Raw genomic sequence first — 22,016 nt, 5'->3', positions numbered from 1 at the left:
ATGCTGAATCTTTTTCCGCCTGATGCTGAGCAAAACCTTTTGCCAAAAGATGGGATTGTCTATTATTTCGGTCGGGTCTATGATGTAGTGGAGTCGTCTCAGATTTTTGACAAACTATGGACCGAAATTGACTGGCGAAATGATGAAGCCTTCATCTATGGAAAGCGAATTGTGACCAAAAGAAAAGTGGCCTGGTATGGTGATGAGCCTTTTGAGTACACGTATTCAAAAACTACGAAAACGGCTTTGCTCTGGACGGAAGAGCTTCTGCAAATCAAACAAAAAACAGAGGAAGTAAGCGGGGAGACCTACAATAGTTGTCTACTCAATTTATACCACGATGGCTCTGAAGGCATGGGCTGGCATGTGGATAATGAGTCTGAAATGAAACCCGAGGGTGCCATAGCCTCCTGGAGTTTCGGGGCTGAGCGGAAGTTTGCCTTTAAGCATAAAGAAAGCAAAGAAACGGTGGAGGTTTGGCTTGAAAACGGGAGCCTGCTATTGATGAAAGGAGCTACGCAAAAACATTGGCTTCACCGGCTCCCGCCAACAAAAAAGGTAAAGACACCTCGTATAAATTTAACTTTTAGAACGATCGTTTGATATATGAATTTTGACTTGCAAAAAACCGTCGAAATTTTGGAAAGGACGCCCCAAACTTTACAAACTCTGCTGGGTGGAATTTCCGAAGATTGGACTCATTCGAATGAAGGGGAAAGTACCTGGTCTGCGAAAGAAATTATTTCACATTTGATTCTCGGCGAGAAGACCGACTGGATTCCGAGATTGAAGATTATTTTCTCAGATAGGCCAGATAAAACCTTCGAGCCTTTTGACATGGAGGCCCATCTCGACTATGCTAAAACGTATTCTTTGGAAAGCCTGCTGGCAGAGTTTCAAAGTCTTAGAAGCCAGAACATTGAAACTTTAAAGTCCTTGAAAATTACAGAGGAGAATCTTGATCAAATAGGTATTCACCCTGCCTTAGGAAAGGCAACAGCCCGGGAACTATTGGCGACCTGGACGGTCCACGATTTAGGGCATATCTCCCAAATTGGTCGGGTAATGGCTAAACAATACAGAACTGAAGTCGGCCCCTGGACCGCCTATGCAGGTATCCTCAAAAAATGAAATACTATGGATTTGACAATCAGAGAAGCAAGGCCTGATGAACTACCCGAGCTTAAGGGTTTTGAACAGGAAATTATAAAAGCTGAGAGACCTTTTGATTCTACCTTGGCTCCTGATCCGATTAGCTATTACAATCTGGCCGAGCTCATGGCTGCGGAGGATTCTATTGTTATAATAGCCGAAGCTGAAGGTCAATTGGTGGGCTCCGGCTTTGCTCAGATACGAAAACCGAAGAACTATTACACCTACAGCGTTTACACCCACCTTGGTTTCATGTTTGTTGATCCTCGTTTTAGAGGTATGGGTGTTAATGCCCGGATCATTGAAGCTTTGACGGCCTGGTCTAAAGAAAGAGGCGTTGATGAAATCCGCCTCACCGTCTATCCCGACAATGCAGCTGCCATTAAGGCCTATGAGAAGGTAGGGTTTAAGTCACAACTCGTTGAAATGCGATTAAACCTGAAGGGCTAACACTAAATTTTCGTTCAAATTATTTGCGAAACCAATCGGTTGCTTATATTTGCAACTGAATGGTTGCAATATAATGAGAAGAGACGTATTTCAGGCGATAGCAGACCCCACCCGTCGGGCAATTTTGACCTTACTGGCTGTTCAGGCCCTTACGCCAAACGCGTTGGCAGAGCATTTTGAAGTGAGTCGGCAGGCGGTTTCGAAGCATATAAAAATTTTAAATGAATGCGAATTGCTGGAAAAAGAGCAGGATGGTCGAGAGATTTATTACCGTTTTGACCCCCTCAAAATGAAGGAAGTGGACGATTGGCTTCAGCCATTTAAACAACTTTGGGAGAGTCGATTTACTCAATTGGATAAGCTGCTGGACAAGCTAAAATCTGAATAAGGATGGAAACAAAATATGAACTGGAACGCGAAAAGCTGCAGTTAAACGTAACTCGTAAGTTTGCAGCAGATATCAACGAAGTATGGAGAGCATGGACTGAAGCCGAAATGCTGGATCAATGGTGGGGACCCCAACCATGGTATGTGATCACCAAATTCATGGACTTCTCTGAAGAGGGCAAATGGCTCTATTCGATGAACGGCCCGGCGGGCGAAAAACATTGGTCTGTCATGGAATATCTGGAAATCAAACCAGAGAAGTTTTTCAGCTCGAACCACTCATTTTGTGATGAAGATGGCTTTGTGATCGACAAACTGAAGACGCCCTTGTGGGAAATAAGCTTTGCCCGTTCTGGAAACAGCACAGTGGTTAAAGTTCAGATAACCTACCAAAGAGAGGAGGATCTGGACACCATCCTTGAAATGGGCTTTAAAGAAGGTTTTGCCATGGGGCATAGCCAATTGGATGAGCTTCTTAAAACAATTTGACACATGACAACAGAGATACTGGCTGAACCCGGGAAATTGGATTTTTATATCAAAAGAATGTTTAGAGCTTCTTTACCCTTGGTGTACAGGACTTTTACAGAAAAAGATCTTTTTGTCAAATGGTTTATGCCCGCGGATGCAGGTCTGACTGCAGAATCTATGAATTGCCGGGAGGGTGGTTCTTTTCATCTCAGCCACTCGGGCCCCGGCGGTATGAAAATGGGTTTCAAAGGTGTTTACCATGAAGTATCTCCTGAAAATGGAATTATTAAAACTTCAGAGTTTATTGGTCTGCCCCAAAAGCTGTTACCTGTTTTGGAAATGACGACCTTCAAACAAATTGATGAAGAGCGTTCTGAGGTGACAATTCACACCATTTGCCCTTCGGTAGCGTATCGCGATAATATGATTTCAGCCGGGATGAAGCCAACGTTGGATATTACCCATTTTCAATTACAAAACCTTCTGGATTCCCTCTCATGAGACTATTGAATACTCTTTTATTTTTGTTAATAACCCTGAATGCTATGAGCCAGACGATCTCCCCCTTGGTCAAAGAAATGATTACTCAAAACAAAGTCACCTGTGGTGTTACCTTGTCAAAAGTATCTCCTGAAAACGCAGAACTCCGGTTGACGGAGGAGGCTAATTCTGTTCGGTTTATTTACCGGCATATTGCAGAAACCACAAATATGTTTGGGTTTTTCTTTGGGCTTCAGCCAGCAATTGAAAACACAACGATGGGTCAGCAGGATACCGGCCAGGGAGCAGATGTGCTTCAAAGCAAAGAGCTGATTGAAACCGGCTACAAACTCTTCGAGGGTTTGGCTGAAAGTGCGGAAGATGAGTTTTGGCTTGAAGAGGTGGATACCCCCTTTTTTGGTAAAGTCAGCAGATTCAGGTTGTTTTCTCATGTGATGTACCATATTGGTCATCACAGTGGACAAATTGCGATGATTTTATCCAAAGCACCGAAGTCACAGGCCGAAGAATAAAAAAAGCGGAACAAACGTCCCGCCCTTTTCGGCTTCATACTGAGTTAAAACATGAGCCTTTATCGTTAGTCATCTTTGCCATTTCCCTTTCCGGATTTGTCGTCCTTTCTGTCATCGTCGTCTCCACTACCTTTCCCAGATTTATCGTCATCTTTTCCTGACTTTTTGTCGTCTTTGCCTTCGTGATCACCCTTATCATCATTAGCGTCTTGATTAGGACCATCATCGCTACCGCCGCCGTTATCGTCGTTTAGATCATGATTTGGGTCACTGGCATGATTTCCGTTGTCGTCGTTTAGATCATGATTTGGGTCATTGGCATGATTTCCGTTGTCGTCATTGGCGTCATAGTTTGGGTCGTTGGCATCATGGTTTGGTCCGTTATCGTTACCTCTGTCATTATCATTACCTGATACCTCAATAAAATTGCCCTCGGCATCAAATTCCAATTTAGTACCATCGCTTAACGTCACCTCAATTTTACCCAAATCACTCTCTGCTTTCACCACATCTATTCCGTTATAATTTGATCTTAGATAGTCACCTATAGCCATGGGTAATTGAACCAGGGGAATGTGGTTTTCATCATCTTCTGCTCCATTTCTACCGGATATTTCCAGAAAATTTCCTTCCAGATCAAACTCTATTTTCATTCCGTTGTCCAATCTTACTTCATATCCATTAGCATAGACCTCCGCCTTAATAATCTGATCTTCCGAGTAATTATTAGCCAGAAATTCCAATACTGCTGCTGGCAATTCAGAGGGAGCAATTTCTACCCCGTCACCGGCGGTAGCAAAAGCTTCAAGAGGTCTGATTCCCAGATCAAGGCTGTCTTCACATGAGGTTAGGGTCATTAATGAAATACCGATAATTGAAGAGATGATTACAATGCGAGTTTTCATACATTTTTTGTTTTAGTTAAACTTCTTTAGGGACTAAGTTTTCCCGATTTCTGATATTGGTTGTAACCAAACAAAAGAATGTAACCACCTGCATCGTTTTTTTTGCAACCTCTGTTGTTTAAGACCGTATCATTAAAAATATATTTTTTGGTTACGTTTACTTTCTGAGCCGCAACTAACCAAGAAACTGAGTTAAGAAATGAGAACAACTTTTGCTATCAAAGCCTTGTTAACCTTTTTCCTTCTGGGGTTAATCAATCTAAGTTGCGATAAAACAGATCTTGGTGCACCTATTGAGATAGATGATAATGGTATTGTCAAATCTGACAGTTCCGAAATAGAGTCTGAAAACGAAGTGGAGCAGGAAACTGAGAACGAAGGGGAAGAAACAAGCACTGCCGATGGGAGCTTTGCCGACCAGTGTAACCTGATAGCCTACCCTGATTCTCTTTACTTTTTTGACGAGGACCAGGATTTGAGAATCGAACCTCTTCAGGAATATGAAGGTGAGTATGGAGCCATTCCCGAGGGTTTGGAGATTGACCATAACACGGGAGAAATACGAATAAATAAAAGTGAGTCTGGTTTGAGATACAAGGTTTACTTTGTCCCTGAAGATACCCGGGATACTTGCTTTACCTATTTGACCGTGTCAGGGGTTGACTATATGTCAAACATTTACATCCTCAATGAAGACGATAGTCTGGCTGTTCCTATTTATAATGGATCGCAGTTAATTGAAGTGCCTGAAGATGACGATCATGAGTTTGATGACGGACCCGATGATGACGACAATGATGGTGAACTTGACGAACCACCATCCGGGTCGGAGGTGATTCCGCAAGGTGTGGCCATCAATAAAAAGAGTGGTAAAATTCGGCTTGACAGAACCGTAAATAATGGTGTTTTTGGAGCCACTCCACTGAACGGATCGCTCCAGAAATTCAGGATATATTATCGATTGAACGACAGTAGCAGAAAGTCACTCAATAAGATTGATGTGCAGTTTCACTATTATGAGACACTGGATGACGTCCCTGCAGATCTGAGGAAACAGGTTGAGGATTTACAGGAATATTATTCTAACTTCAGAACCACTGGCCGTAACCTGAAAGTTATGCGGCTTTTGGCCAAACCAAGGCCGCCTGATATTATCATTGTAGGACGAAGAAGACGATAAAACTATGCATCATGTTTTGAGAACCATGGCTTTTTGGCTATTGTCAGTAGCTACGGTTTTCGGGCAAACGAGTGGCTTATTGCCGTCAAAGCTCAAAGAGGCATTGCGACTGTTTTATTTCGAGAATCCAACAGCAGAATCAGATCGTAAAGCCCTTTTGCTTTTCAATGAACTCTCAAAAGCAACGGTAAAATCTCCTGAGGAAGCCGCTGTAGTCGCTCTTTCCACTCAAAAAGCCGGCGTTCTTTATCAGACATCAGGTCATGAAAAGGAGGCTGTTCAGGCTTTTCAAAAGAGTCTTCAACTTGCGTCCAATTATCACCTGGAAGATTCCATTGGGTTTCATTCGGCCCTTTATTTAGGGGGGCTTTACCATAGCCTATTTGAGTATGATTCGGCCTATCATTATTTACGTCAATCCGAACATCAATACTTTAAAAACAATAGCCTGACACAGGTGGGAAGGCTGTTCAATGTTTTGGGAGTGCTGTATTTTGAAACCGGTGATTTCAGGCAAAGTATCCCCTATTTTCAAAAGTCCATAGAGCTGAGGCAGGAGTCTGGTGAGGACGATTATGTCTTGCGAAATAACCTGGCTTTTGCCTTTCATGAACTTGGTGAGTCAGACAGGGCCTTGAAAATATATCTGACCCTGATTAAAGAATATCCGGATCAGGAAGAACTGCTTCTAAATGCTGCCGTGGTGTATACCGATAAAGGTCAAACCAAAAAAGCGGAAGAGCTTTTGTCAAAAATTAAACGGCCTTATGTGGATGAGGTGCTGGTTCACAAAGCGAAAGGCGAGCTGGAGCTCAAAAAAGGTGCCTTTGACAGGGCAAACACATTCTTTGATCTGGCCTTAAAAGAAAGGGGAGAGACCAAAGGAACCTTGATCGGAGGCCTTTGGCTCAATAGTGGAGAAGCCTCTTTCGAAAAGAAAGATTACACCAAGGCTTTGAACAGTTTTCAAAATGCTTTGATCGCCCTCTCTCCCGAATTCGATAACACGAATGTTTACTCAAACCCCGAAGTTTTTACTGATGGCTATACATCAGATCTGCTGTTTGAAGCTTTAGCTTTTAAGGCAGAAACTTTAATACAATTAAATGCTTCAAAGGCCTCGGAAAAGGTAAAGAAAGCGGCCATTGAAGCGTATGAAAAAGCCTTGGTAAGCTCAATGGTTTTGACAAAAAAATACCGGAACGAAGCCTCTAGAATTGATTTTATCAAAAAGCTGGATGGTCATTACCGCCATTTTACTGAGTTTTTGATTCGGCAAAAGCAATATGAAAAAGCTTTTCAGATTTCAGATCATGGAAAGGCCACCGTCCTGGCCATGAGTATTTCAGAGGGCGAAGTCAGAAAACAAGTACCTGAAAATCTGCTGAATCAGGAAAAAATGTTGCTCCTGCGGGAGTCTGCACTTTTAAGACAGCAGCAGGCAGGCTATGGTGAAAAAGAAGACGAATTAAAAGAGGTTCGACTTAAGCTTTCACAGCTGAAACGGAGCATTGATGAGCAGGTTGGGCATTCATTATCAAAAAGCCGGATGATGGATATTGAGACCATTCAAGATCGATTGCATCGCAAAGAACTGCTGCTGTCCTATTTTGAGGGGTCTGAGACCTCAGGTTTTTTTGTTGTCAGCTCGAAAGACTTTGAGTTTGTAAGTTTGAAAGATGGGCTGTCTGAAAAGAACCAGATCGTTACTCTTAAAAAGAAATTGCGGTCAATGGAAAAACTGAACAAACAGGACAAGGAAAATCTAGCCGTGCTGTATCAATTCCTATTCAAGGATATTGAGAAGCAATTGATCTCCAAAAACAAAATCATTTTCTCCTCTGATGGTGTGCTGAACGGCTTCCCCCTCGAAGTTTTACTAGACAAGCGTGGCCTATATTTGGGTCAGCAGTATGCTGTAGCATATCTATTAAATTCCTTTTTTCTACAGTCTGAGAAAAATCAAAATAGAGAGCGACTGGCGATGGCCCCATTCACCGCACCTTTGACGGCCTACCCTACCTGGCATTTGCCTGCTTCCGGTGAAGAGATTGAAAATACCTCAGCTCATATTTTCAGAAATGAGGAGGCATTGAAAAAGACGTTTTTAGACCATGCAGGTGGCTATGGGCTTATTCATCTGGCCACTCACGCCAAGGCACATGAAACCGACGCCAACCATTCTTACATTCAGTTTTATCCGGCGGATACCATGACCTCAGAGAATCGCCTTTACCTGCACGAGCTTTACCCCGGCAGCTTTCCGGGCTCTTTGGTTTTTCTGAGTGCATGTGAATCTTTCGGTTCTGAGGAGATCAAAGGAGAGGGTATCAGAGGTTTAAGTTATGGTTTTTTGAGAGCCGGAGCTTCTGGTGTAATCTCCTCGCTGTGGAGTGCAGAAGATTTTAGTACTGCGGAGATCAGTCGCTTGTACTATGAATATTTAGGCGAAGGTTTTGATGCGGCTGCAGCCCTTCAAAAGGCCCGGGCTGATTTCCTGAATAATCCGGATTTTGCTCAATTTCATGAACCTCAATACTGGGCTCATTTGGTTTTTACCGGTTATCAGCCACACGAAGAGAGTTCAGTAAATCTAAGGCTTCTGGGTCTCGCCCTTTTTGTTCTTTTTGCTTTGGCTGTCGCCTATTCTTAGTCTCCTTTGGTAAAAGCCAGATAACGTAGTTTTAACAGAAATCCATTACTGATTGACTTGGAGTAAGGGTTTTCAGTGTCTTCTTTGACAGCCTTCAAATGGTCATATGCTTCTTTGTATTTCTCCTGACCTATCAGCGAAAGCCCGGTGTAGTAGGAAATTTCATTTTCATAAATCTCTCTAGAATCAACATCAGAAGCTTCCTTTAGAAGGGTTATTGACTGGTTGAAATCTTTCAATTCATAAGCTGCCATTGCGGTCAGAAAATATTGCTCAGCTGTTGGGTTTTTTATGGTTGAGATGTCCTTCAACAGTTGACCGAAATTTCCCTTTTTATATTGCTCTCTAAAAGCTTTTTGCTCGGCCTCCGTGCTTCTCAAAACCGGCTGGCGGTAAGAAATACCATAATCTGCCCTGAGTGATTCTGAGTTGGTTTGAGCGATTTGATAAAAGCCCCAAAAAGAGAAAATGACAAGTATCGAGGCCGCTATGCGAATGATTCGGGTATTGAACGAAATCTGTCTGGCGGCGGGTTTTCTTTGAGACAGATATTCTTGTTGATGGCTCGTAACAATCTCCCTGATACCGGCTGACTTTATCGCATCCCGCGTTAAACGCATTAGACTGACCTCTTCGGCGAGGTCAGCATTTTCACCCATTTCTTTCTCGAAGGCCTTGATCTCTTCCTGGTTCATTTCACCATCAAGATATTGCTCAATTTTTTCCAGGTTCTCCATAGCTTATCTCAATTTTTGCAAGGCACTTTTAAGGGTTTCTGCCCACACCGGCTTTTGTTTGATTTCGGCCATCAGCGATTTCATACATTTTGTCTTCTTATTTCTCAAAACCTGCTCATTTTCAAAGTTCATTTCTGGCAAAATCTCTTTCATAGAGAGCTCTTTGAAGTAAAAGAGATTGAGTAGTTTTTGACAGGCCTCTCCAAGGTTTTTGAAAATACCTGAGACCAGATCAGTGGCTTCTTTGTATTGCAGCTCTTTTTCCAGATCTACCGATTCCTGCTTTGCTTCTTCACCCCAGTTTTCATGAAGTTTTGCCTGCGATTTGCCTTTGCGAAGCTTCCCTAGCCAGAGATTTCGGGCAATGGATTGAAGGAAAGTATTGACTCCGGACTCACCTCTGAATTTCCCTTGTTGAACGATGTTGATGAAAGCAATCATAGTTTCCTGAATAATGTCTGCGGCATCATCAGCACTTCCGCTATTTCTCAAAATCAGTGTTTCCAATCGGTCGTAATACCGGGCATAGAGCCAAGATACAGCAGAATTGATCTGATGGTTAGATTGGATTCGTAACAGTACCTCTTCCTCTGAGAGAGCAGCGTTTTGCGGCATTAAATCGGGGGACTTTTGGTAAAGTTATAAATCTTTCCTTATCGATTCTGTTTTAAATTATACACTAAATGTTTCTGTCTTTTAGTTGAGTCCCGGGTCTGAAATGTAACCGTACAAGTTCATTTTTTTGAGTTGTAATGAATCAATCAATCGTGAAGCCTCATAAAAGCGGCTTTTATCCCTAAATTTGCACCCCAATTACAATTGATCCTGTTTACTGATGAGTAAGAATCCGAAAAGATATACCGTAACCGCCGCTTTGATTTATGCCAATGGTCCCATACACATCGGGCACCTGGCCGGTTGCTATTTACCTGCAGATATTTACGTCAGATATTTGCGTGCCAAAGGCAAAGACGTGGCCTTTATCAGCGGTACCGATGAGCATGGTGTGCCCATTACCATTCGGGCTAAAAAAGACGGTATTACTCCTCAGGAGCTTGTGGATAAGTACCATGCTCAGATCAAGAAAAGCTTCGCAGATTTTGGGATTGGTTTTGATATTTATTCTCAAACCTCAAAGCCGAAACATCATCAGGTTTCTCAGGATTTTTTCAAAAAACTGTACGATCAGGGCAATTTTGTAGAGGAAGAAACGGAGCAATTGTATGATGAAACTGCAGGTCAGTTTTTGGCCGATCGTTACGTGATAGGTACCTGCCCGAAATGCGGTAATGAAAACGCCTATGGCGATCAATGCGAAAAATGTGGTACTGCTCTTTCACCTACCGAACTGATCAATCCGAGATCTACACTGTCGGGCTCGGCTCCGGTGAAAAAAGTGACCAAAAACTGGTATCTGCCGCTGGACAAAATGCAGCCGGAGATTGAGAAATATGTGTACAGTCATCCTGAATGGAAAACCAACGTGGCCGGTCAGTGCAAGTCATGGTTGAATGATGGTTTGAAACCTCGTGCCATGACGCGTGATCTGGACTGGGGAATCAAAGTTCCCGTAGAAGGGGCCGATGGAAAGGTGCTTTATGTATGGTTTGATGCCCCAATCGGTTACATCACATTTACTCAGGAATGGGCTGAGGCCAATGGTAAAAACTGGAAAGACTACTGGCAAAGCGAAGATACCCAGCTGGTGCATTTCATCGGCAAGGATAATATCGTATTCCACTGTATCATTTTCCCGGCCATGTTGATGGCCCATGGTGATTATACACTAGCCGAAAATGTGCCGGCCAATGAGTTTATGAACCTGGAAGGGGATAAAATCTCAACTTCGAGAAACTGGGCCGTTTGGTTGCATGAATATTTGGAAGAGTTCCCGGGCAAAGAAGACGTACTGCGTTATGCTTTGGCCGCCAATGCTCCGGAAACTAAGGACTCTGAATTTACGTGGAAAGACTGGCAAACCCGCAATAACTCGGAACTGGTAGCTATTCTGGGCAATTTTGTAAACCGCACGATGGTACTAACCAATAAGTACTATGAAGGTGTGGTACCAGCCAAAGGCGAACTGACTGATTTTGACAAAGAAACACTCGACGCTTTGGCTCAGTTGCCTTGCGATGTATCAAAGTCCATGAAGAACTACAAGTTCAGAGACGCTCTTTCGCAAATGATGGAGATTGCCCGTCTCGGCAATAAATATCTTGCGGATACCGAGCCCTGGAAGTTGATCAAAACAGATGAGGAGCGTGTCAAAACCATCATGAATATTGCGGTGCAAATCACCTCAACACTCGGGATAGCTTGTGAGCCGTTTTTACCGTTTACGGCGGCAAAAATCAATGCCATGCTCAATATCGAAAAACGGGAATGGATGTATGCCGGCAAACCTGATGCCATCGCCGATGGTCATCAAATCGGTAAAGCCGAATTATTATTTGAAAAAATAGAAGACAGCGTGGTGGAAGCCCAAGTCAATAAATTACTAGAAACGAAGAAAATGAACGAACTGGAAGGAAAAGCGATCCCGGAATTAAAAGAAGAAATCGTATTTGATGATTTCATGAAACTGGATATCCGAGTGGGTACTATTCTGGAGGCCGAGCCAATCAAAAAAAGTAAGAAGCTTCTCAAGTTCCTAATCGATGACGGAATGGAGAAACGTACCATCCTCAGCGGTATCGCCGAGTATTATAATCCTGAAGAAATGGTGGGTAAGCAAGTCACTTTCATTGCGAATCTGGCTCCCCGGAAAATGATGGGCGTGATGTCGGAAGGTATGATTCTGATGGCCGAAGATAAGGATGGATCACTGGCCTTGATTCAGCCGAATAAAAGTGTCTGGAACGGAGCCGGGGTAAGCTAAACAGTCCGAGAAGAACAGATTCTGGAAGGGAAGCAAGGTGAAAGTGCCGCAGCTTCCTTTTTTGTTTATATTGGTCCATATTTTCTTCAACATGCAAAGACGCTCCTTCCTTTCCTTTTCAGCACTTGGTATGCTGGCACTTCCAAACCTAAGTATCTCCTCAACCGGTCAAAAACCATTCGGAGAACTACCACCCCCGATCTCCGATGCTGAAAGGCAAGATAGATTGGCAAAGGCCCAACGGCTTTTAAATGAAAATGAAATGGCGGCCCTCATCATTGATGCTGGCACCTCCATGGAATATTTCACCGGAATCCGATGGTGGCCTTCTGAGCGATCGCTGCTGATTGTGATTCCTGCCAAGGGCAAGCCGGCGGTGATTTGCCCGGCTTTTGAGGAAGACCGTTTGCGGGAGCAAATGACCCTGGATCTGGAAGTATTGATCTGGCAGGAGCATGAAAATCCGTTTAAGCTGGTAGGCAGTTATTTGACTGATCAGGGTCTGAGAAGTGGAAAAATAGGCATGGAAGAGCGGGTTCGTTTCTTTATTTCGGATGGCATCGCCAAAGCCAACTCAACCTACGAAGTGGTTTCTGGCGACCCTGTTACGATGCCCTGTCGACTCATAAAATCGGCACATGAAATTGCTCTGATGCAGGCAGCTACCGATATCACCACTAAAGCGATTTTGGCCGCGGTGTCAGGGATGAAAGAAGGAATGACGAATTATGAAATCGGGAGAATTGTCAGAAATGTCCATGAAGAAAACGGGGCAGAGCATGACTTCGCTTTAGTGCTGGTGGGGGCAGCCTCTGCCTTGCCTCACGGTACCCGTAAACCTCAGGTTTTGAAAAAGGGCGACATCGTGCTCATGGATTGCGGCTGTCGCGTTCATGGCTACAGTTCTGATGTGACGCGAACTACTGTGTTTGGTACACCTTCGGCCCGTGAAAAAGAAATCTGGGCCCTTGAAAAGAAATCACAGCAAGCGGGGTTTGCGGCTGCTCAACTTGGCAGACCTGCCGGAGACGTAGATTTTGCCGCCCGTAAAGTCATCACTGACGCCGGTTTCGGCCCTGATTATAAAGTACCGGGTCTTCCCCACCGCACCGGCCACGGCATAGGCATGGACGGCCACGAATGGGGCAATATGGTCAAGGATAATCCTCTGAAACTGCAGGAGGGCATGTGTTTTAGCATTGAGCCTACCATTGCCATCCCGGGCGAGTTTGGAGTGCGATTAGAGGATTGTGTTTATATGACAGCCGAAGGGCCGAGATGGTTTTCTAAGACGGCAAGTTCTTTGACAGAACTATTCTGATCTCCTTTAATTGGGGCATCCTCCAATTTCCGCTGAAAAAACAGTTCCAGAATTTGCTATAAAACCGGCATTTAATTCTAAGGATTTTGCCTGGTAAGTAACTTTTGCTGTACCGGTTACTTTATTGCTAGCCACAATTTTGCCATTCGTACTTGAAGCGGTTTTAAAAACAGTATCACTTGAAAAATCATCCGTCGGGCTTGAAAGAGAAACCAATGTTGCATTTGAATTTACGGATACCGTTTTATTCACGGAAGTGGTGCAGCCTAATCCGTAGTCCACACTTGCAGTATATGTGCCTGAAGTGGTAGCTGTAAAACTCGAAGCCGTTGTGTTAAGAGGAGCCCATGAAACGTTTAATTCATTGAATGGAACCGTTATAGCTGTTTGTCGGCTTGCACCGTTCATTAAAACACCATTATTATTGTTGCCGGTAGCGTCAATTACGCTAGTACCCGAAGCTTCATTGAATTTATAATAGGCCACCAACCCAGCACTGTTTACAGGTACACCGATTTTCATACTTGCCTGAATTTCGGCTTGACTTTTGGCCACATTCCAGAGCCTGAGCTCGTCCATACTTCCATTGAAGTGATTACATTGACAAGAGGAAGGCTGTTGGCGACCGATATTCATAGGTAGATTGTCTTGAAAAGCGGAACCAAGAAAGCCATAACCTGATTCAACTCCATTGATATAAAACCGAATAATCCCACTTTGAAGGGAAACCGCCACATGTGTCCAGGTGTTTTCAGGAACAGCGTCATTGGAATACTTCCAACCTATGCCCCGTTCAAAATATCCCAATTTATTGGCATTTCCATTGGCATTTAGCATCCATAAATAGTCGTAATTTCCTTTATCAATAATGGCAACGTTTTCACCAGTATAATTTACCCAGGCTTCCAAAGTAAAACTGGTACTTAAGTTGAGGCTGTTGCTGTGTGGTACTTCAACATATTGATTATTAGCCTTTACTAAACTTAAAGCCTTGTTATTATTGTCTGCGTAAGAATTAAAAGTTACTGAACCTGGTCCACAAAAAGACAAAGGCCCACTTTCGGTAATAACAACAGGGCTTGAATGGAAGACTACCTTCCCAAAAAAACTTCTTGGTGAAATATAGTTGGATGATTCGCAACTAACATAATACTCATCCCCGTCTATGGCGTTATTGTCCGTTATTGAGTTAATACCAAGAGTCACACCGCCAGTTGGAGATTTATACCAATAAGGTTGTGTACCACCAGAGCAAGTTGCTTCTAAAGAAATTGGTTGAATTGCCCCACAAACGTATATGTTTCTGGCAGGGTTTGCATCAGGTAAGTTTCCTAAAACCGGGGGAGGAGGTATAGCCCAGCTGGCATTCAGCACTAAACTGTCTTTGATATCCGGCTCACACTCTGCGTACCATTCAAGCACCAGATTATTGATTTCGGTGGGGACGGTAGCTAAGGTTCTGATAATGTCCAGATCCCGGTTATACAGGCAGGTATTAGGCTCAACAGACAGCGTAATTGGAGAGGATGTAATGTTTGAGCCGCCATTGGCCAGTATGGTCATGTTTGAGGGTAAACTTTCATCTTTTACCTTCAAAACATACGAGCGGGGGAAATTGGAGTCGTTGCAAATATTCAACTTAAAGTTCGCAGGCTGGCCTAAAGTCACATCGTTAACAGTCAGTGTTTTACTGGTGGTACCAGAAAATTTAAGAGCCGGTCTATCCAACTGATAACCCCCTTCAAAAGGACAACTGGATCTATTATTGTTTCCGATTAGATCAAAAACGGGGGTTCCAAACATAGGATCTCGGAAAGTTCTTACTGTAAAATGATCGTCAGTGTCATTATCCTCAAAAGAATAAGAAATTGTGGTGGAATTGCTGGTAGATTCATCCGTTTTACTGCCATAGGTGCTGGTGGTCATAAAATTTATTCCCCCTGAAGCACCTGTACCGCCATATTCTACTAAGAATTCTGCAGCAATGCCGCCACCAAAATAACTTGTGGTCTCAATGCTTCTGGTTAAACTGAAATCTACCGTTTTGTTAAAGGTTTTGGCAGCCACATTTCCGTCCCAGGTTAAGTCATTATGAATGGTGGGGCCGCTTTTAGCTAGTAAAATATTGGCGGCATTTAAATCCAGTACTTTTTGCCATGCATCTGCCTGATTTTGAGCTTTTACTCTAATTTCTTCCGGAGCTGAAGTGTCATTTGCCAATGCTAAATTTTCTGCCATGTCATTTCTAATCCCCCTTTCGGTGAGTTGAAAATCTCTAAGCGGCAGTATTGGAACCATGTAAATACCATAGTAATATTGTATTTGGCCTAAAGAATCAATGTACAGGTTTGTTGCTTTTCCGTATTCGGCGTCAAAACCATAACCAATAAACAGGTCTCCGCCAATGGATCCCTCATCCAGCGATTTTTGTTCAATGCTACTCACTGTTTCAATGCAGGTTTCTTTGGAATTGGTAGAGATTTGAATATCTCCTCCGCCTATGGATCCCGTTACCTGGTAGTAGGCCTCCAGCTCCTGAGTTACTATTATGCCTAACTCTAACTTAGTGCCCCATTTAAATGATGCACGGCCGGACACACTGTTCTCGTATTGATATGTTTCTTCTAAATTTCTACACGTTTTTTGACCTGTAGTAATGGAGGCTTTGCTTAAATCACCCGGGGGACGATGCAGAATCATATGAGGTATTTGTGGTTTGGTAACTACGCCTATTGGCTCAATTTGTCGCTCTAGTGGCCCTTCTACCACAAATGGAATAAAAAGAACGGTTGTATAGGCTATGCCTGTTGGGATTGTACCCGTAACCTCTGTTGTGGTGTATTCTCTTTCTTCAATCCTGAATACGATATAACCTTCTTCACTTCCTTTTGTGAAAACAAACTGATTTTTAAACCCTTCGTAGTTCACCTGCCCCGGGGCATAGTAATTCATGGGAAACTTGGGGTCCCAACTGAAAAAATCAGAATATGTAGAGACTTCACCGCTTTGTCCAAGACCATTGGGTTTGGATTCATTGGCTGAGTTCGCGAAGTAAACGGTGCTGGTATCAGCTGTCCAGAAATTTAAACCAGGGGTAGGGTTTTGAAAATCTGTTGCCGCAAAAGCTGCCGTATGAATATCAATAGTGAACGGTTCCCCAGCCTTAGCTTTCAGGCGTTTTGATAAAGGAACCTGAGCCATGGCTGCCGAAATATTGACATCTTCAATGGCCGGATTCGAAGAGTTAACCTTGACGGCCCAAAAGTCACCTCCATCGACACTTTTTAAACTACTGTAAATAGTGACAAAGCCACCGGAGCCCAAACTGTTTCCATTAAGGGTGTTTCCCCAGGCTGAGTTATTATAGGGGCCGGGAGTTTGAGCCAGTAGGACGGAAGGAGTGCTAAAAAAAAGAGCCAGATAAAGTAACTTTTTCATGATTCGATTTGTGCTAAAAATAAAGGTAGTCTTCGACGGGAAACAGTAATAGGGCATACCATTTCTTTACCTATTTTTTTCATTTCAATGACAGATGAGGAAACTGCTTTTTGTAATCGCTGGAAGTAATCCAGATTGATGATGGTTGATCGGTTGGGTCTGAAAAAGTTATAGTCTTCCAGTCGTTTTTCAATCTTTCCCATGGTAGTTGAGCTAAGGATTTTGCTGCCATCTGTCAGAATGATTTCTGTATAATTCTGATCAGCTTTCAATACCAAAATGGTATGAGGGGCTACGTGAATTCGGCTTCCAAGATGTACATGGTTTTCAATGTCTGTTTTCATGGCTACATGGTTGGGTTTTATCCATTGCAGCAATGAAACTCATGAAATTCGAAAAGTAAGCGAAGGGCGTTAGGACGAACGAGTCGATTTATTTATCAGAAGTACTGATTGACTGACCGAACGATTTTCAAATCTTTTGAAGTCTCTTCAAAAGGTCGTCGCGATACGATTTGCTCACAGGCAATGTTTTTCCGGCGACGCTGATATTGGTGAGCCCCACTTCATCGATATGGTGCAGATTGACGATAAAAGAACGGTGGATTCTCAAAAACGGATTTGAAGGCAGTTTCTCCTCCAGGCTTTTTAGCGTGGTGGTCAGGATATGATCTTTGTTGTTTGAGCAGATTCGGCAGTAGTTTCGCTCGGCTTCAATGTATTGAATGTCCTGAATAGCGATCTTGACAAGTTTTTCGTGGTCTCTGACAAAGATCCGATCAGATACCACTGAACTCTCCTCAGGTTCATCTTTTGTTTCGGCCCTCAGTCGGTTTATGGTCAGCTCAAGAGCCCGCTGTAAATCACGTTTTTTGAAAGGTTTTGAAAGAAAAGCGTAGGGATTGGTTTCCTTAGCCTTGTTAAAATGGGCCTCGTCACTGTTTGCAGTTAAAAAGATGACAGGAACTGGATTAGTCTGCTGAATCACCTCTGCCAGGGCAATCCCATCCATATTTCCTTTAAGTTGAATATCCAGTAATATGATATCAGGCTTATTGCTTTTGATATTCAAAAGGGCATCTTCAGCTCGTGGAACCAGACCGCTGATTTCATAGCCGAGTTCTTCCAGAATCATCGAAATATTGGCTCCGATGAGCATCTCGTCTTCCACGATCAAAATTTTAACTGGAGTATTCATCAGGCCGCCTGGTCTAATTTAAATTCAAAAGAAACGACGGTACCTTTGTGACTTTCTTCCTTCATTGTACCATTGAGCTGTTGGGTGAGTAGTTGAATTAATTGGGAGCCAAATCCTGTACCTTTTGGTTTCACGTCTTTTTGTTTACCTACACCATTATCAGTGACATTCAGTTTCAAAATTTTACCTCCGTCTTTACTTAAACTGATCATAATTTCGCCCTCCTTTCTGTCTGGGAAAGCGTATTTTAAGGCATTTGTCAGCAATTCATTGACAATTAACCCTATAGGTACCGCGGTGTCCACATCCAGTTCCAGTGTATCCATGGCACATTCAATTTTCACTTTCTCATCTGCATTAAAACTATCCAGTATTTCTTCGCTTAGGTTGATGAAGTAATCTTTCATTTCTATGCTCCCCAGATTTTTCCCCTGATATAGTTTCTGATGGATAATCCCCATGCTTTGAACCCTGTTCTGACTGGCGATCATGGCATCTTTCGTTACCGAGTCTTCTAACCTGGCAGACTGCAAGGCAATCAGGCTTTTTACCATTTCAAGATTGTTTTTCACGCGATGGTGAATCTCTTTAAGTAATAACTCGTTTTCGGCATTTTTTGCCGCTATTTCATTTTTAGCTTTCTGATTTTTTCTGAAAGAATAGTACAGGCCTGCCAGTAGGAGAACCAGAATTCCCAGGGCAGTAAAGGTGATGGTTTCTGTACGGTTTTTCTGAGCCAGAAGCTCACTCTGGGCTGCCAAAGCTTCGTCCTTTTTTCCGGTTTCGTATTTGATGACGGCTTCATTTTCCAGGCTTTCTATTTTACTGGCGTAGAGTCGCTGCTGAGCGGCATCGGCCTTATGAGTATAGATCAGAGCATTTTTGTAGTCACCCAAAGCTTCATAGCATTCTGCAATTTTCTGATAGTCCGCTACGATGTTTTCATTATCTTTTTCTTCATAAGCCTTAATTCCTGCCAGCAAATTGTCAATCGCGAGCTGATATTTTCCAAGCTTCTGATAGGCCCAGCCAACCTGTGTAAGCCAGGTGGCAGACCTCTCTTCACCAATCTGAATTACGCAGAGGTCATACGCTTTTTGATAGGCTTTCAGAGCCTCTTCATTTTTGTTAAGCCCCAGATAGGCGTCTCCTTTGAAGTTCCAGGCCCTTACTTCCACGAAAACCTCGTTGGGCACTTTTTCTTTGACAATGCGTAAACACTCATCAGCGGCTTCAAGGGCTTTTTTGTGCTGACCCCCTAAAATGTAAGCATTGATATAACCGAGGTAAGTGTAGGAAAGCGAGGGATAACTCTCAGTGTCCCTGAAAATCGGAGCAGCTAAATCCAGATATTTCAGGGCTTTTTCAGCGTCCTTAGTCACAATATATGAGTTGGCGAGCATTCGGTAAGAGGATGCTATTCCTTCTTGGTCCTCCACTTTTTCAAAGAGCTCAATAGCTTTGAAAATGTGAGACTGAGCTTCGGGGATCTGTCTTTCATTGATGTAGTCGTAAGCGACAGACCGATGAGTTTGTGCCGTTTTTTGCTTATTGCCTGAAAGCTCATAGTTTTTCAAAGCCAGTAGACTATGCTTAATCACCGAGTCACGGGAGTATAAACCATGATAACCGTACCACTCTGCAAAGGCCGAATAAAAGTCACCTATAAGTTCTTTATTATTTGTTTTGGTGGCTCTTTCAATGCCGGCTTTAGCCACGTCAGGGTAAATACCTATTTCGTGGTCGTAATGTTTATTTAGCCAGGCTAAAATGGAGTCAGGCCTTTGAGCCAACACAGACTGTTTTACCTCTTCCGAGAATCTTTCAGATTTTTGAGCCTTGGTCAAGGTGGCGAAAAGAAGGCTAAGAAGTACAAAGAGTAAGGGTGAACTTTTTCGGGTCAAAATGCTGGTTTTCATTCAGGCTATCAATATCCGTTTCTAAACTAATCAATTTTAATCAGCCTTTTATGTTTTGTCAGTTGTCCTTGACTTTCAATAAAAACTATCGCCCGTTTTTTTTAACCCTTTTTAACAAATCTTCAGGCAACAGCTACGAAAGCTTTCGCATCTCTTTCACAGGTTGAAAAAGGGGAGCCGACGCTTCCTTCGAAATCAAAGGTTTTCCGATCATAAAGTTTATTTGCCATACATACTATTATGTATTGCACAGTAGCTATAAATCCAGACCTTTGAATCGTCAAAAGGAAATAAGCAACCCTTTGATTATCTATTACTTATAAAAACAAATAAAACTATTACAATTATGAGAAAGCAAGTAAAAACAATCGCATTAGCACTTTTGGCCGCAATGGCCTTTTCCACTGGTTATGCTAACGAAACGGTAGAAACTGAAGGACCCAAAACCTATGAAGTAGGGATGTATTTTGACCATAACAGTGGTCTGATCAAAACCTTTATTGAGAAAGAAGCTGGTAACAGCCTTACTATTTCATTTGAAGATGAAAAAGGGAATGTGCTGGAGTCAACTTCAGTAAAAAAGAAGGAAGAAAAAGGTATGATTGCCTTTGATGTCAACGCCTTGCCGGATGGCACTTATCAGCTGAAACTGAATGATGGCCAAAACAAGTCTGTTCATTCTTTGGAAATAAGCAGACCTAAGCCCGTGCAGGTAGTTAAGTTTCAATAGGGGTTGAAGCCTAAAACCAAAAAGCCCGCTTTGAATTTTCAAAGCGGGCTTTTTTTTGTGATAATCTTTCTTACATCTCAATAGGCACCACCACCTTGGTGTCATCCCATGCAATCACCATATCGCTTCCTTCAAAATAAATACTGAAAAGCTCAACAGTGCCATTGGTGGCAGAGGCTTTAGCAGGAATATGAGGAAGGTCGGCATCCTTAATTTTTGCATAACCATAAGCTCCCCACTGCCCAAGAGTTGGGTTTAGAATTACGGTCCAGTTGCCATCTTCCTGAGGAATAGTGAATAAGGTGTAAGTCCCGGCTTTAACATTAACTCCGCCAACTTTGCCGTCTTTTGAGAGGGTTAGCTCGGTAGCGTTGTTTGCTCCCGTTCTCCATACTTCTCCATATGGTACCAAACCGCCAAAAATCTCACGGCCTTTTTTAGAAGGGGCACCATAGACTACAGATACTCCATCACCTTCCGCTGTTTTTTTCGGGCTGGCTGGTGCCTGAGCAAAAGCTACAGAGCCTGTGAATAGCAATGCTAAAGAGAGAAATAATAGTTTTTTCATCTTTCGTTTAATTGGTTTTAGAATTTAGGAGACACAGAACCGCTCTGTGTCTTTCCAAATAAACGAAGTTTAAAAGAAGAATGTTTTGTCTGAACTGAAATTGAACCGATTTTGAATCAGTCTTCCTGCTCAGCCGCTAGTTTGGCGGCCATTTCGCGTGGGTTAGTAGGGTTAGGGTTCACAATATCAGACTCAATCAAACCATCTCGAAGGCGGATGATACGATGAGCATATTGAGCAATATCCTCTTCGTGTGTAACCATGATAATGGTATTACCTCCACTGTGAATTTCCTCAAAAAGCTCCATGATCTCATACGAGGTTTTCGTATCAAGGTTACCGGTAGGCTCATCAGCAAGCAGAATTGAGGGGTTGTTCACCAAAGCCCTGGCCACGGCCACACGCTGCCGTTGCCCTCCTGAAAGTTCATTAGGTCGGTGTGTTGATCTATCACCAAGGCCTACGCTTTCCAGTACTTTTTGGGCTTTATCGGTTCTTTCTGATTTGCTGAAACCGGCATAAATCAAAGGCAGGGCCACATTATCTCTTGATGAGATTCTCGGCAAAAGATTAAACGTTTGAAACACGAAGCCAATTTCCTTATTTCTGATTTCGGCGAGCTCGTTTTCTGTCATGTCAGAAACGTCTTTGCCATTCAGCACATAGGAGCCGCCAGTTGGAGAGTCAAGGCAACCAATGATATTCATTAAGGTAGATTTTCCTGAACCTGAAGGCCCCATAAAGGCAACATACTCTCCCTTATTGATGCTGATAGAAATGGATTTCAGGGCGTCAACCACCTCAGTACCCATCACATAACGCTTCGCAATATCTTTGGTTTCAATAATTTTCATGCGTTTCCTTCAGATTAGACTTTAAACCGGTCAATGTGTTTTGACTCCATACAAAGGTAAGTTTTCAAAGCAATTGCCGATATGCTTTTTTATCAAAGTCAAATCGGGCGGATAGGTGGTTTTGAAAAAATTTGAGTGGTTTGGTAAAGGAGGCATTTTA

The 22,016-nt window shown here is 43.0% G+C and carries 21 protein-coding genes; 12 read left to right on the top strand and 9 right to left on the bottom strand.

Annotated features, from left to right (window positions below; genetic code table 11):
- From AFM12_RS06255 to AFM12_RS06225, 7 genes are all read left to right on the top strand, one after another.
- The gene (locus tag AFM12_RS06255; RefSeq protein WP_055145418.1) at window positions 1-603 is read left to right on the top strand and encodes an alpha-ketoglutarate-dependent dioxygenase AlkB family protein; all 603 of its coding nucleotides are present in this window, start codon (window positions 1-3) and stop codon (window positions 601-603) included.
- Between the two features lie 3 nt (window positions 604-606).
- Window positions 607-1,131, top strand: coding sequence for a DinB family protein (locus tag AFM12_RS06250; RefSeq protein ID WP_055145416.1), 525 nt, complete (start codon window positions 607-609; stop codon window positions 1,129-1,131).
- Between the two features lie 6 nt (window positions 1,132-1,137).
- Complete coding sequence (locus tag AFM12_RS06245; RefSeq protein ID WP_055145413.1) at window positions 1,138-1,602, top strand: GNAT family N-acetyltransferase; 465 nt, start codon at window positions 1,138-1,140, stop codon at window positions 1,600-1,602.
- A gap of 73 nt (window positions 1,603-1,675) precedes the next feature.
- The gene (locus AFM12_RS06240; protein ID WP_055145410.1) at window positions 1,676-1,990 is read left to right on the top strand and encodes an ArsR/SmtB family transcription factor; all 315 of its coding nucleotides are present in this window, start codon (window positions 1,676-1,678) and stop codon (window positions 1,988-1,990) included.
- Window positions 1,991-1,992: 2 nt separating this feature from the next.
- Entirely contained in the window at window positions 1,993-2,478 is a 486-nt protein-coding gene (locus tag AFM12_RS06235; protein WP_055145407.1) for an SRPBCC family protein, read from the top strand.
- A gap of 3 nt (window positions 2,479-2,481) precedes the next feature.
- Entirely contained in the window at window positions 2,482-2,961 is a 480-nt protein-coding gene (locus tag AFM12_RS06230) for an SRPBCC domain-containing protein (protein ID WP_055145404.1), read from the top strand.
- A gap of 44 nt (window positions 2,962-3,005) precedes the next feature.
- Window positions 3,006-3,473, top strand: coding sequence for a DinB family protein (locus AFM12_RS06225; RefSeq protein WP_157687303.1), 468 nt, complete (start codon window positions 3,006-3,008; stop codon window positions 3,471-3,473).
- Window positions 3,474-3,538: 65 nt separating this feature from the next.
- Here AFM12_RS06225 and AFM12_RS06220 read toward each other — a convergent pair whose 3' ends face one another.
- Complete coding sequence (locus AFM12_RS06220; RefSeq protein WP_082391221.1) at window positions 3,539-4,378, bottom strand: PepSY-like domain-containing protein; 840 nt, start codon at window positions 4,376-4,378, stop codon at window positions 3,539-3,541.
- Window positions 4,379-4,577: 199 nt separating this feature from the next.
- Here AFM12_RS06220 and AFM12_RS06210 point away from each other — a divergent pair, with 199 nt between their 5' ends.
- Window positions 4,578-5,558: a hypothetical protein gene (locus tag AFM12_RS06210; RefSeq protein ID WP_131458226.1), complete on the top strand. Its 981-nt coding sequence runs from the start codon at window positions 4,578-4,580 to the stop codon at window positions 5,556-5,558.
- Window positions 5,559-5,562: 4 nt separating this feature from the next.
- Complete coding sequence (locus tag AFM12_RS06205; protein WP_055145389.1) at window positions 5,563-8,211, top strand: CHAT domain-containing protein; 2,649 nt, start codon at window positions 5,563-5,565, stop codon at window positions 8,209-8,211.
- Here AFM12_RS06205 and AFM12_RS06200 read toward each other — a convergent pair.
- Both AFM12_RS06200 and AFM12_RS06195 read right to left on the bottom strand, forming a co-directional pair.
- Window positions 8,208-8,948, bottom strand: a complete 741-nt coding sequence (locus AFM12_RS06200; protein WP_055145386.1) for an anti-sigma factor family protein — start codon at window positions 8,946-8,948, stop codon at window positions 8,208-8,210. The two genes, AFM12_RS06205 and AFM12_RS06200, sit on opposite strands and share 4 nt — an antisense overlap.
- Window positions 8,949-8,951: 3 nt before the next feature.
- Window positions 8,952-9,563, bottom strand: a complete 612-nt coding sequence (locus tag AFM12_RS06195; protein ID WP_055145383.1) for an RNA polymerase sigma factor — start codon at window positions 9,561-9,563, stop codon at window positions 8,952-8,954.
- A gap of 220 nt (window positions 9,564-9,783) precedes the next feature.
- Between AFM12_RS06195 and metG the strand changes: the two genes are divergently transcribed.
- Both metG and AFM12_RS06185 read left to right on the top strand, forming a co-directional pair.
- Complete coding sequence (metG, locus tag AFM12_RS06190) at window positions 9,784-11,829, top strand: methionine--tRNA ligase (protein WP_055145380.1); 2,046 nt, start codon at window positions 9,784-9,786, stop codon at window positions 11,827-11,829.
- 91 nt (window positions 11,830-11,920) lie between these two features.
- Window positions 11,921-13,150 (top strand): M24 family metallopeptidase, encoded by a 1,230-nt coding sequence (locus AFM12_RS06185; RefSeq protein ID WP_055145377.1) that lies wholly within the window; start codon window positions 11,921-11,923, stop codon window positions 13,148-13,150.
- A gap of 6 nt (window positions 13,151-13,156) precedes the next feature.
- On the opposite strand, the gene AFM12_RS06180 is transcribed toward AFM12_RS06185, so the two are convergent.
- From AFM12_RS06180 to AFM12_RS19895, 4 genes are all read right to left on the bottom strand, one after another.
- Window positions 13,157-16,588, bottom strand: a complete 3,432-nt coding sequence (locus AFM12_RS06180) for a LamG domain-containing protein (protein ID WP_055145374.1) — start codon at window positions 16,586-16,588, stop codon at window positions 13,157-13,159.
- The gene (locus AFM12_RS06175) at window positions 16,585-16,932 is read right to left on the bottom strand and encodes a LytR/AlgR family response regulator transcription factor (RefSeq protein ID WP_055145371.1); all 348 of its coding nucleotides are present in this window, start codon (window positions 16,930-16,932) and stop codon (window positions 16,585-16,587) included. The genes AFM12_RS06180 and AFM12_RS06175 overlap by 4 nt, the downstream gene beginning before the upstream one ends.
- Before the next feature lie 127 nt (window positions 16,933-17,059).
- Complete coding sequence (locus AFM12_RS06170; protein ID WP_055145368.1) at window positions 17,060-17,785, bottom strand: LytR/AlgR family response regulator transcription factor; 726 nt, start codon at window positions 17,783-17,785, stop codon at window positions 17,060-17,062.
- Entirely contained in the window at window positions 17,785-19,704 is a 1,920-nt protein-coding gene (locus AFM12_RS19895; protein WP_055145365.1) for a tetratricopeptide repeat-containing sensor histidine kinase, read from the bottom strand. Before AFM12_RS19895 ends, AFM12_RS06170 begins: the two co-directional genes overlap by 1 nt.
- 346 nt (window positions 19,705-20,050) lie before the next feature.
- On the opposite strand from AFM12_RS19895, the gene AFM12_RS06160 reads away from it, so the two are divergent.
- On the top strand, window positions 20,051-20,434 hold the full coding sequence (locus tag AFM12_RS06160) for a T9SS type A sorting domain-containing protein (RefSeq protein ID WP_055145362.1): 384 nt from the start codon (window positions 20,051-20,053) through the stop codon (window positions 20,432-20,434).
- Between the two features lie 70 nt (window positions 20,435-20,504).
- On the opposite strand, the gene AFM12_RS06155 is transcribed toward AFM12_RS06160, so the two are convergent.
- Window positions 20,505-21,002 carry a DUF2911 domain-containing protein gene (locus AFM12_RS06155; RefSeq protein WP_055145359.1) on the bottom strand — a complete coding sequence of 166 codons (498 nt, stop codon included), beginning with the start codon at window positions 21,000-21,002 and terminating at the stop codon, window positions 20,505-20,507.
- 116 nt (window positions 21,003-21,118) lie between these two features.
- On the bottom strand, window positions 21,119-21,856 hold the full coding sequence (locus AFM12_RS06150; RefSeq protein ID WP_055145356.1) for an ABC transporter ATP-binding protein: 738 nt from the start codon (window positions 21,854-21,856) through the stop codon (window positions 21,119-21,121).
- Window positions 21,857-22,016: the final 160 nt, after the last annotated feature.

It is taken from the genome of Jiulongibacter sediminis (genome assembly GCF_001306455.1).
Taxonomy (GTDB): domain Bacteria; phylum Bacteroidota; class Bacteroidia; order Cytophagales; family Spirosomataceae; genus Jiulongibacter; species Jiulongibacter sediminis.
This window is presented reverse-complemented; position numbering and strand designations above follow the sequence as displayed.

What these genes read in the sequence shown, in the direction of transcription:
- AFM12_RS06150 (WP_055145356.1), bottom strand. Translation starts at nt 21,856, where the DNA reads ATGAAAATTATTGAAACCAAAGATATTGCGAAGCGTTATGTGATGGGT.
- AFM12_RS06235 (WP_055145407.1), top strand. Translation starts at nt 1,993, where the DNA reads ATGGAAACAAAATATGAACTGGAACGCGAAAAGCTGCAGTTAAACGTA.
- AFM12_RS06195 (WP_055145383.1), bottom strand. Translation starts at nt 9,563, where the DNA reads ATGCCGCAAAACGCTGCTCTCTCAGAGGAAGAGGTACTGTTACGAATC.
- metG (WP_055145380.1), top strand. Translation starts at nt 9,784, where the DNA reads ATGAGTAAGAATCCGAAAAGATATACCGTAACCGCCGCTTTGATTTAT.
- AFM12_RS06245 (WP_055145413.1), top strand. Translation starts at nt 1,138, where the DNA reads ATGGATTTGACAATCAGAGAAGCAAGGCCTGATGAACTACCCGAGCTT.
- AFM12_RS06255 (WP_055145418.1), top strand. Translation starts at nt 1, where the DNA reads ATGCTGAATCTTTTTCCGCCTGATGCTGAGCAAAACCTTTTGCCAAAA.
- AFM12_RS06170 (WP_055145368.1), bottom strand. Translation starts at nt 17,785, where the DNA reads ATGAATACTCCAGTTAAAATTTTGATCGTGGAAGACGAGATGCTCATC.
- AFM12_RS06250 (WP_055145416.1), top strand. Translation starts at nt 607, where the DNA reads ATGAATTTTGACTTGCAAAAAACCGTCGAAATTTTGGAAAGGACGCCC.
- AFM12_RS06185 (WP_055145377.1), top strand. Translation starts at nt 11,921, where the DNA reads ATGCAAAGACGCTCCTTCCTTTCCTTTTCAGCACTTGGTATGCTGGCA.
- AFM12_RS19895 (WP_055145365.1), bottom strand. Translation starts at nt 19,704, where the DNA reads ATGAAAACCAGCATTTTGACCCGAAAAAGTTCACCCTTACTCTTTGTA.
- AFM12_RS06180 (WP_055145374.1), bottom strand. Translation starts at nt 16,588, where the DNA reads ATGAAAAAGTTACTTTATCTGGCTCTTTTTTTTAGCACTCCTTCCGTC.
- AFM12_RS06160 (WP_055145362.1), top strand. Translation starts at nt 20,051, where the DNA reads ATGAGAAAGCAAGTAAAAACAATCGCATTAGCACTTTTGGCCGCAATG.
- AFM12_RS06240 (WP_055145410.1), top strand. Translation starts at nt 1,676, where the DNA reads ATGAGAAGAGACGTATTTCAGGCGATAGCAGACCCCACCCGTCGGGCA.
- AFM12_RS06225 (WP_157687303.1), top strand. Translation starts at nt 3,006, where the DNA reads ATGAGCCAGACGATCTCCCCCTTGGTCAAAGAAATGATTACTCAAAAC.
- AFM12_RS06220 (WP_082391221.1), bottom strand. Translation starts at nt 4,378, where the DNA reads ATGAAAACTCGCATTGTAATCATCTCTTCAATTATCGGTATTTCATTA.
- AFM12_RS06175 (WP_055145371.1), bottom strand. Translation starts at nt 16,932, where the DNA reads ATGAAAACAGACATTGAAAACCATGTACATCTTGGAAGCCGAATTCAC.
- AFM12_RS06210 (WP_131458226.1), top strand. Translation starts at nt 4,578, where the DNA reads ATGAGAACAACTTTTGCTATCAAAGCCTTGTTAACCTTTTTCCTTCTG.
- AFM12_RS06230 (WP_055145404.1), top strand. Translation starts at nt 2,482, where the DNA reads ATGACAACAGAGATACTGGCTGAACCCGGGAAATTGGATTTTTATATC.
- AFM12_RS06155 (WP_055145359.1), bottom strand. Translation starts at nt 21,002, where the DNA reads ATGAAAAAACTATTATTTCTCTCTTTAGCATTGCTATTCACAGGCTCT.
- AFM12_RS06200 (WP_055145386.1), bottom strand. Translation starts at nt 8,948, where the DNA reads ATGGAGAACCTGGAAAAAATTGAGCAATATCTTGATGGTGAAATGAAC.
- AFM12_RS06205 (WP_055145389.1), top strand. Translation starts at nt 5,563, where the DNA reads ATGCATCATGTTTTGAGAACCATGGCTTTTTGGCTATTGTCAGTAGCT.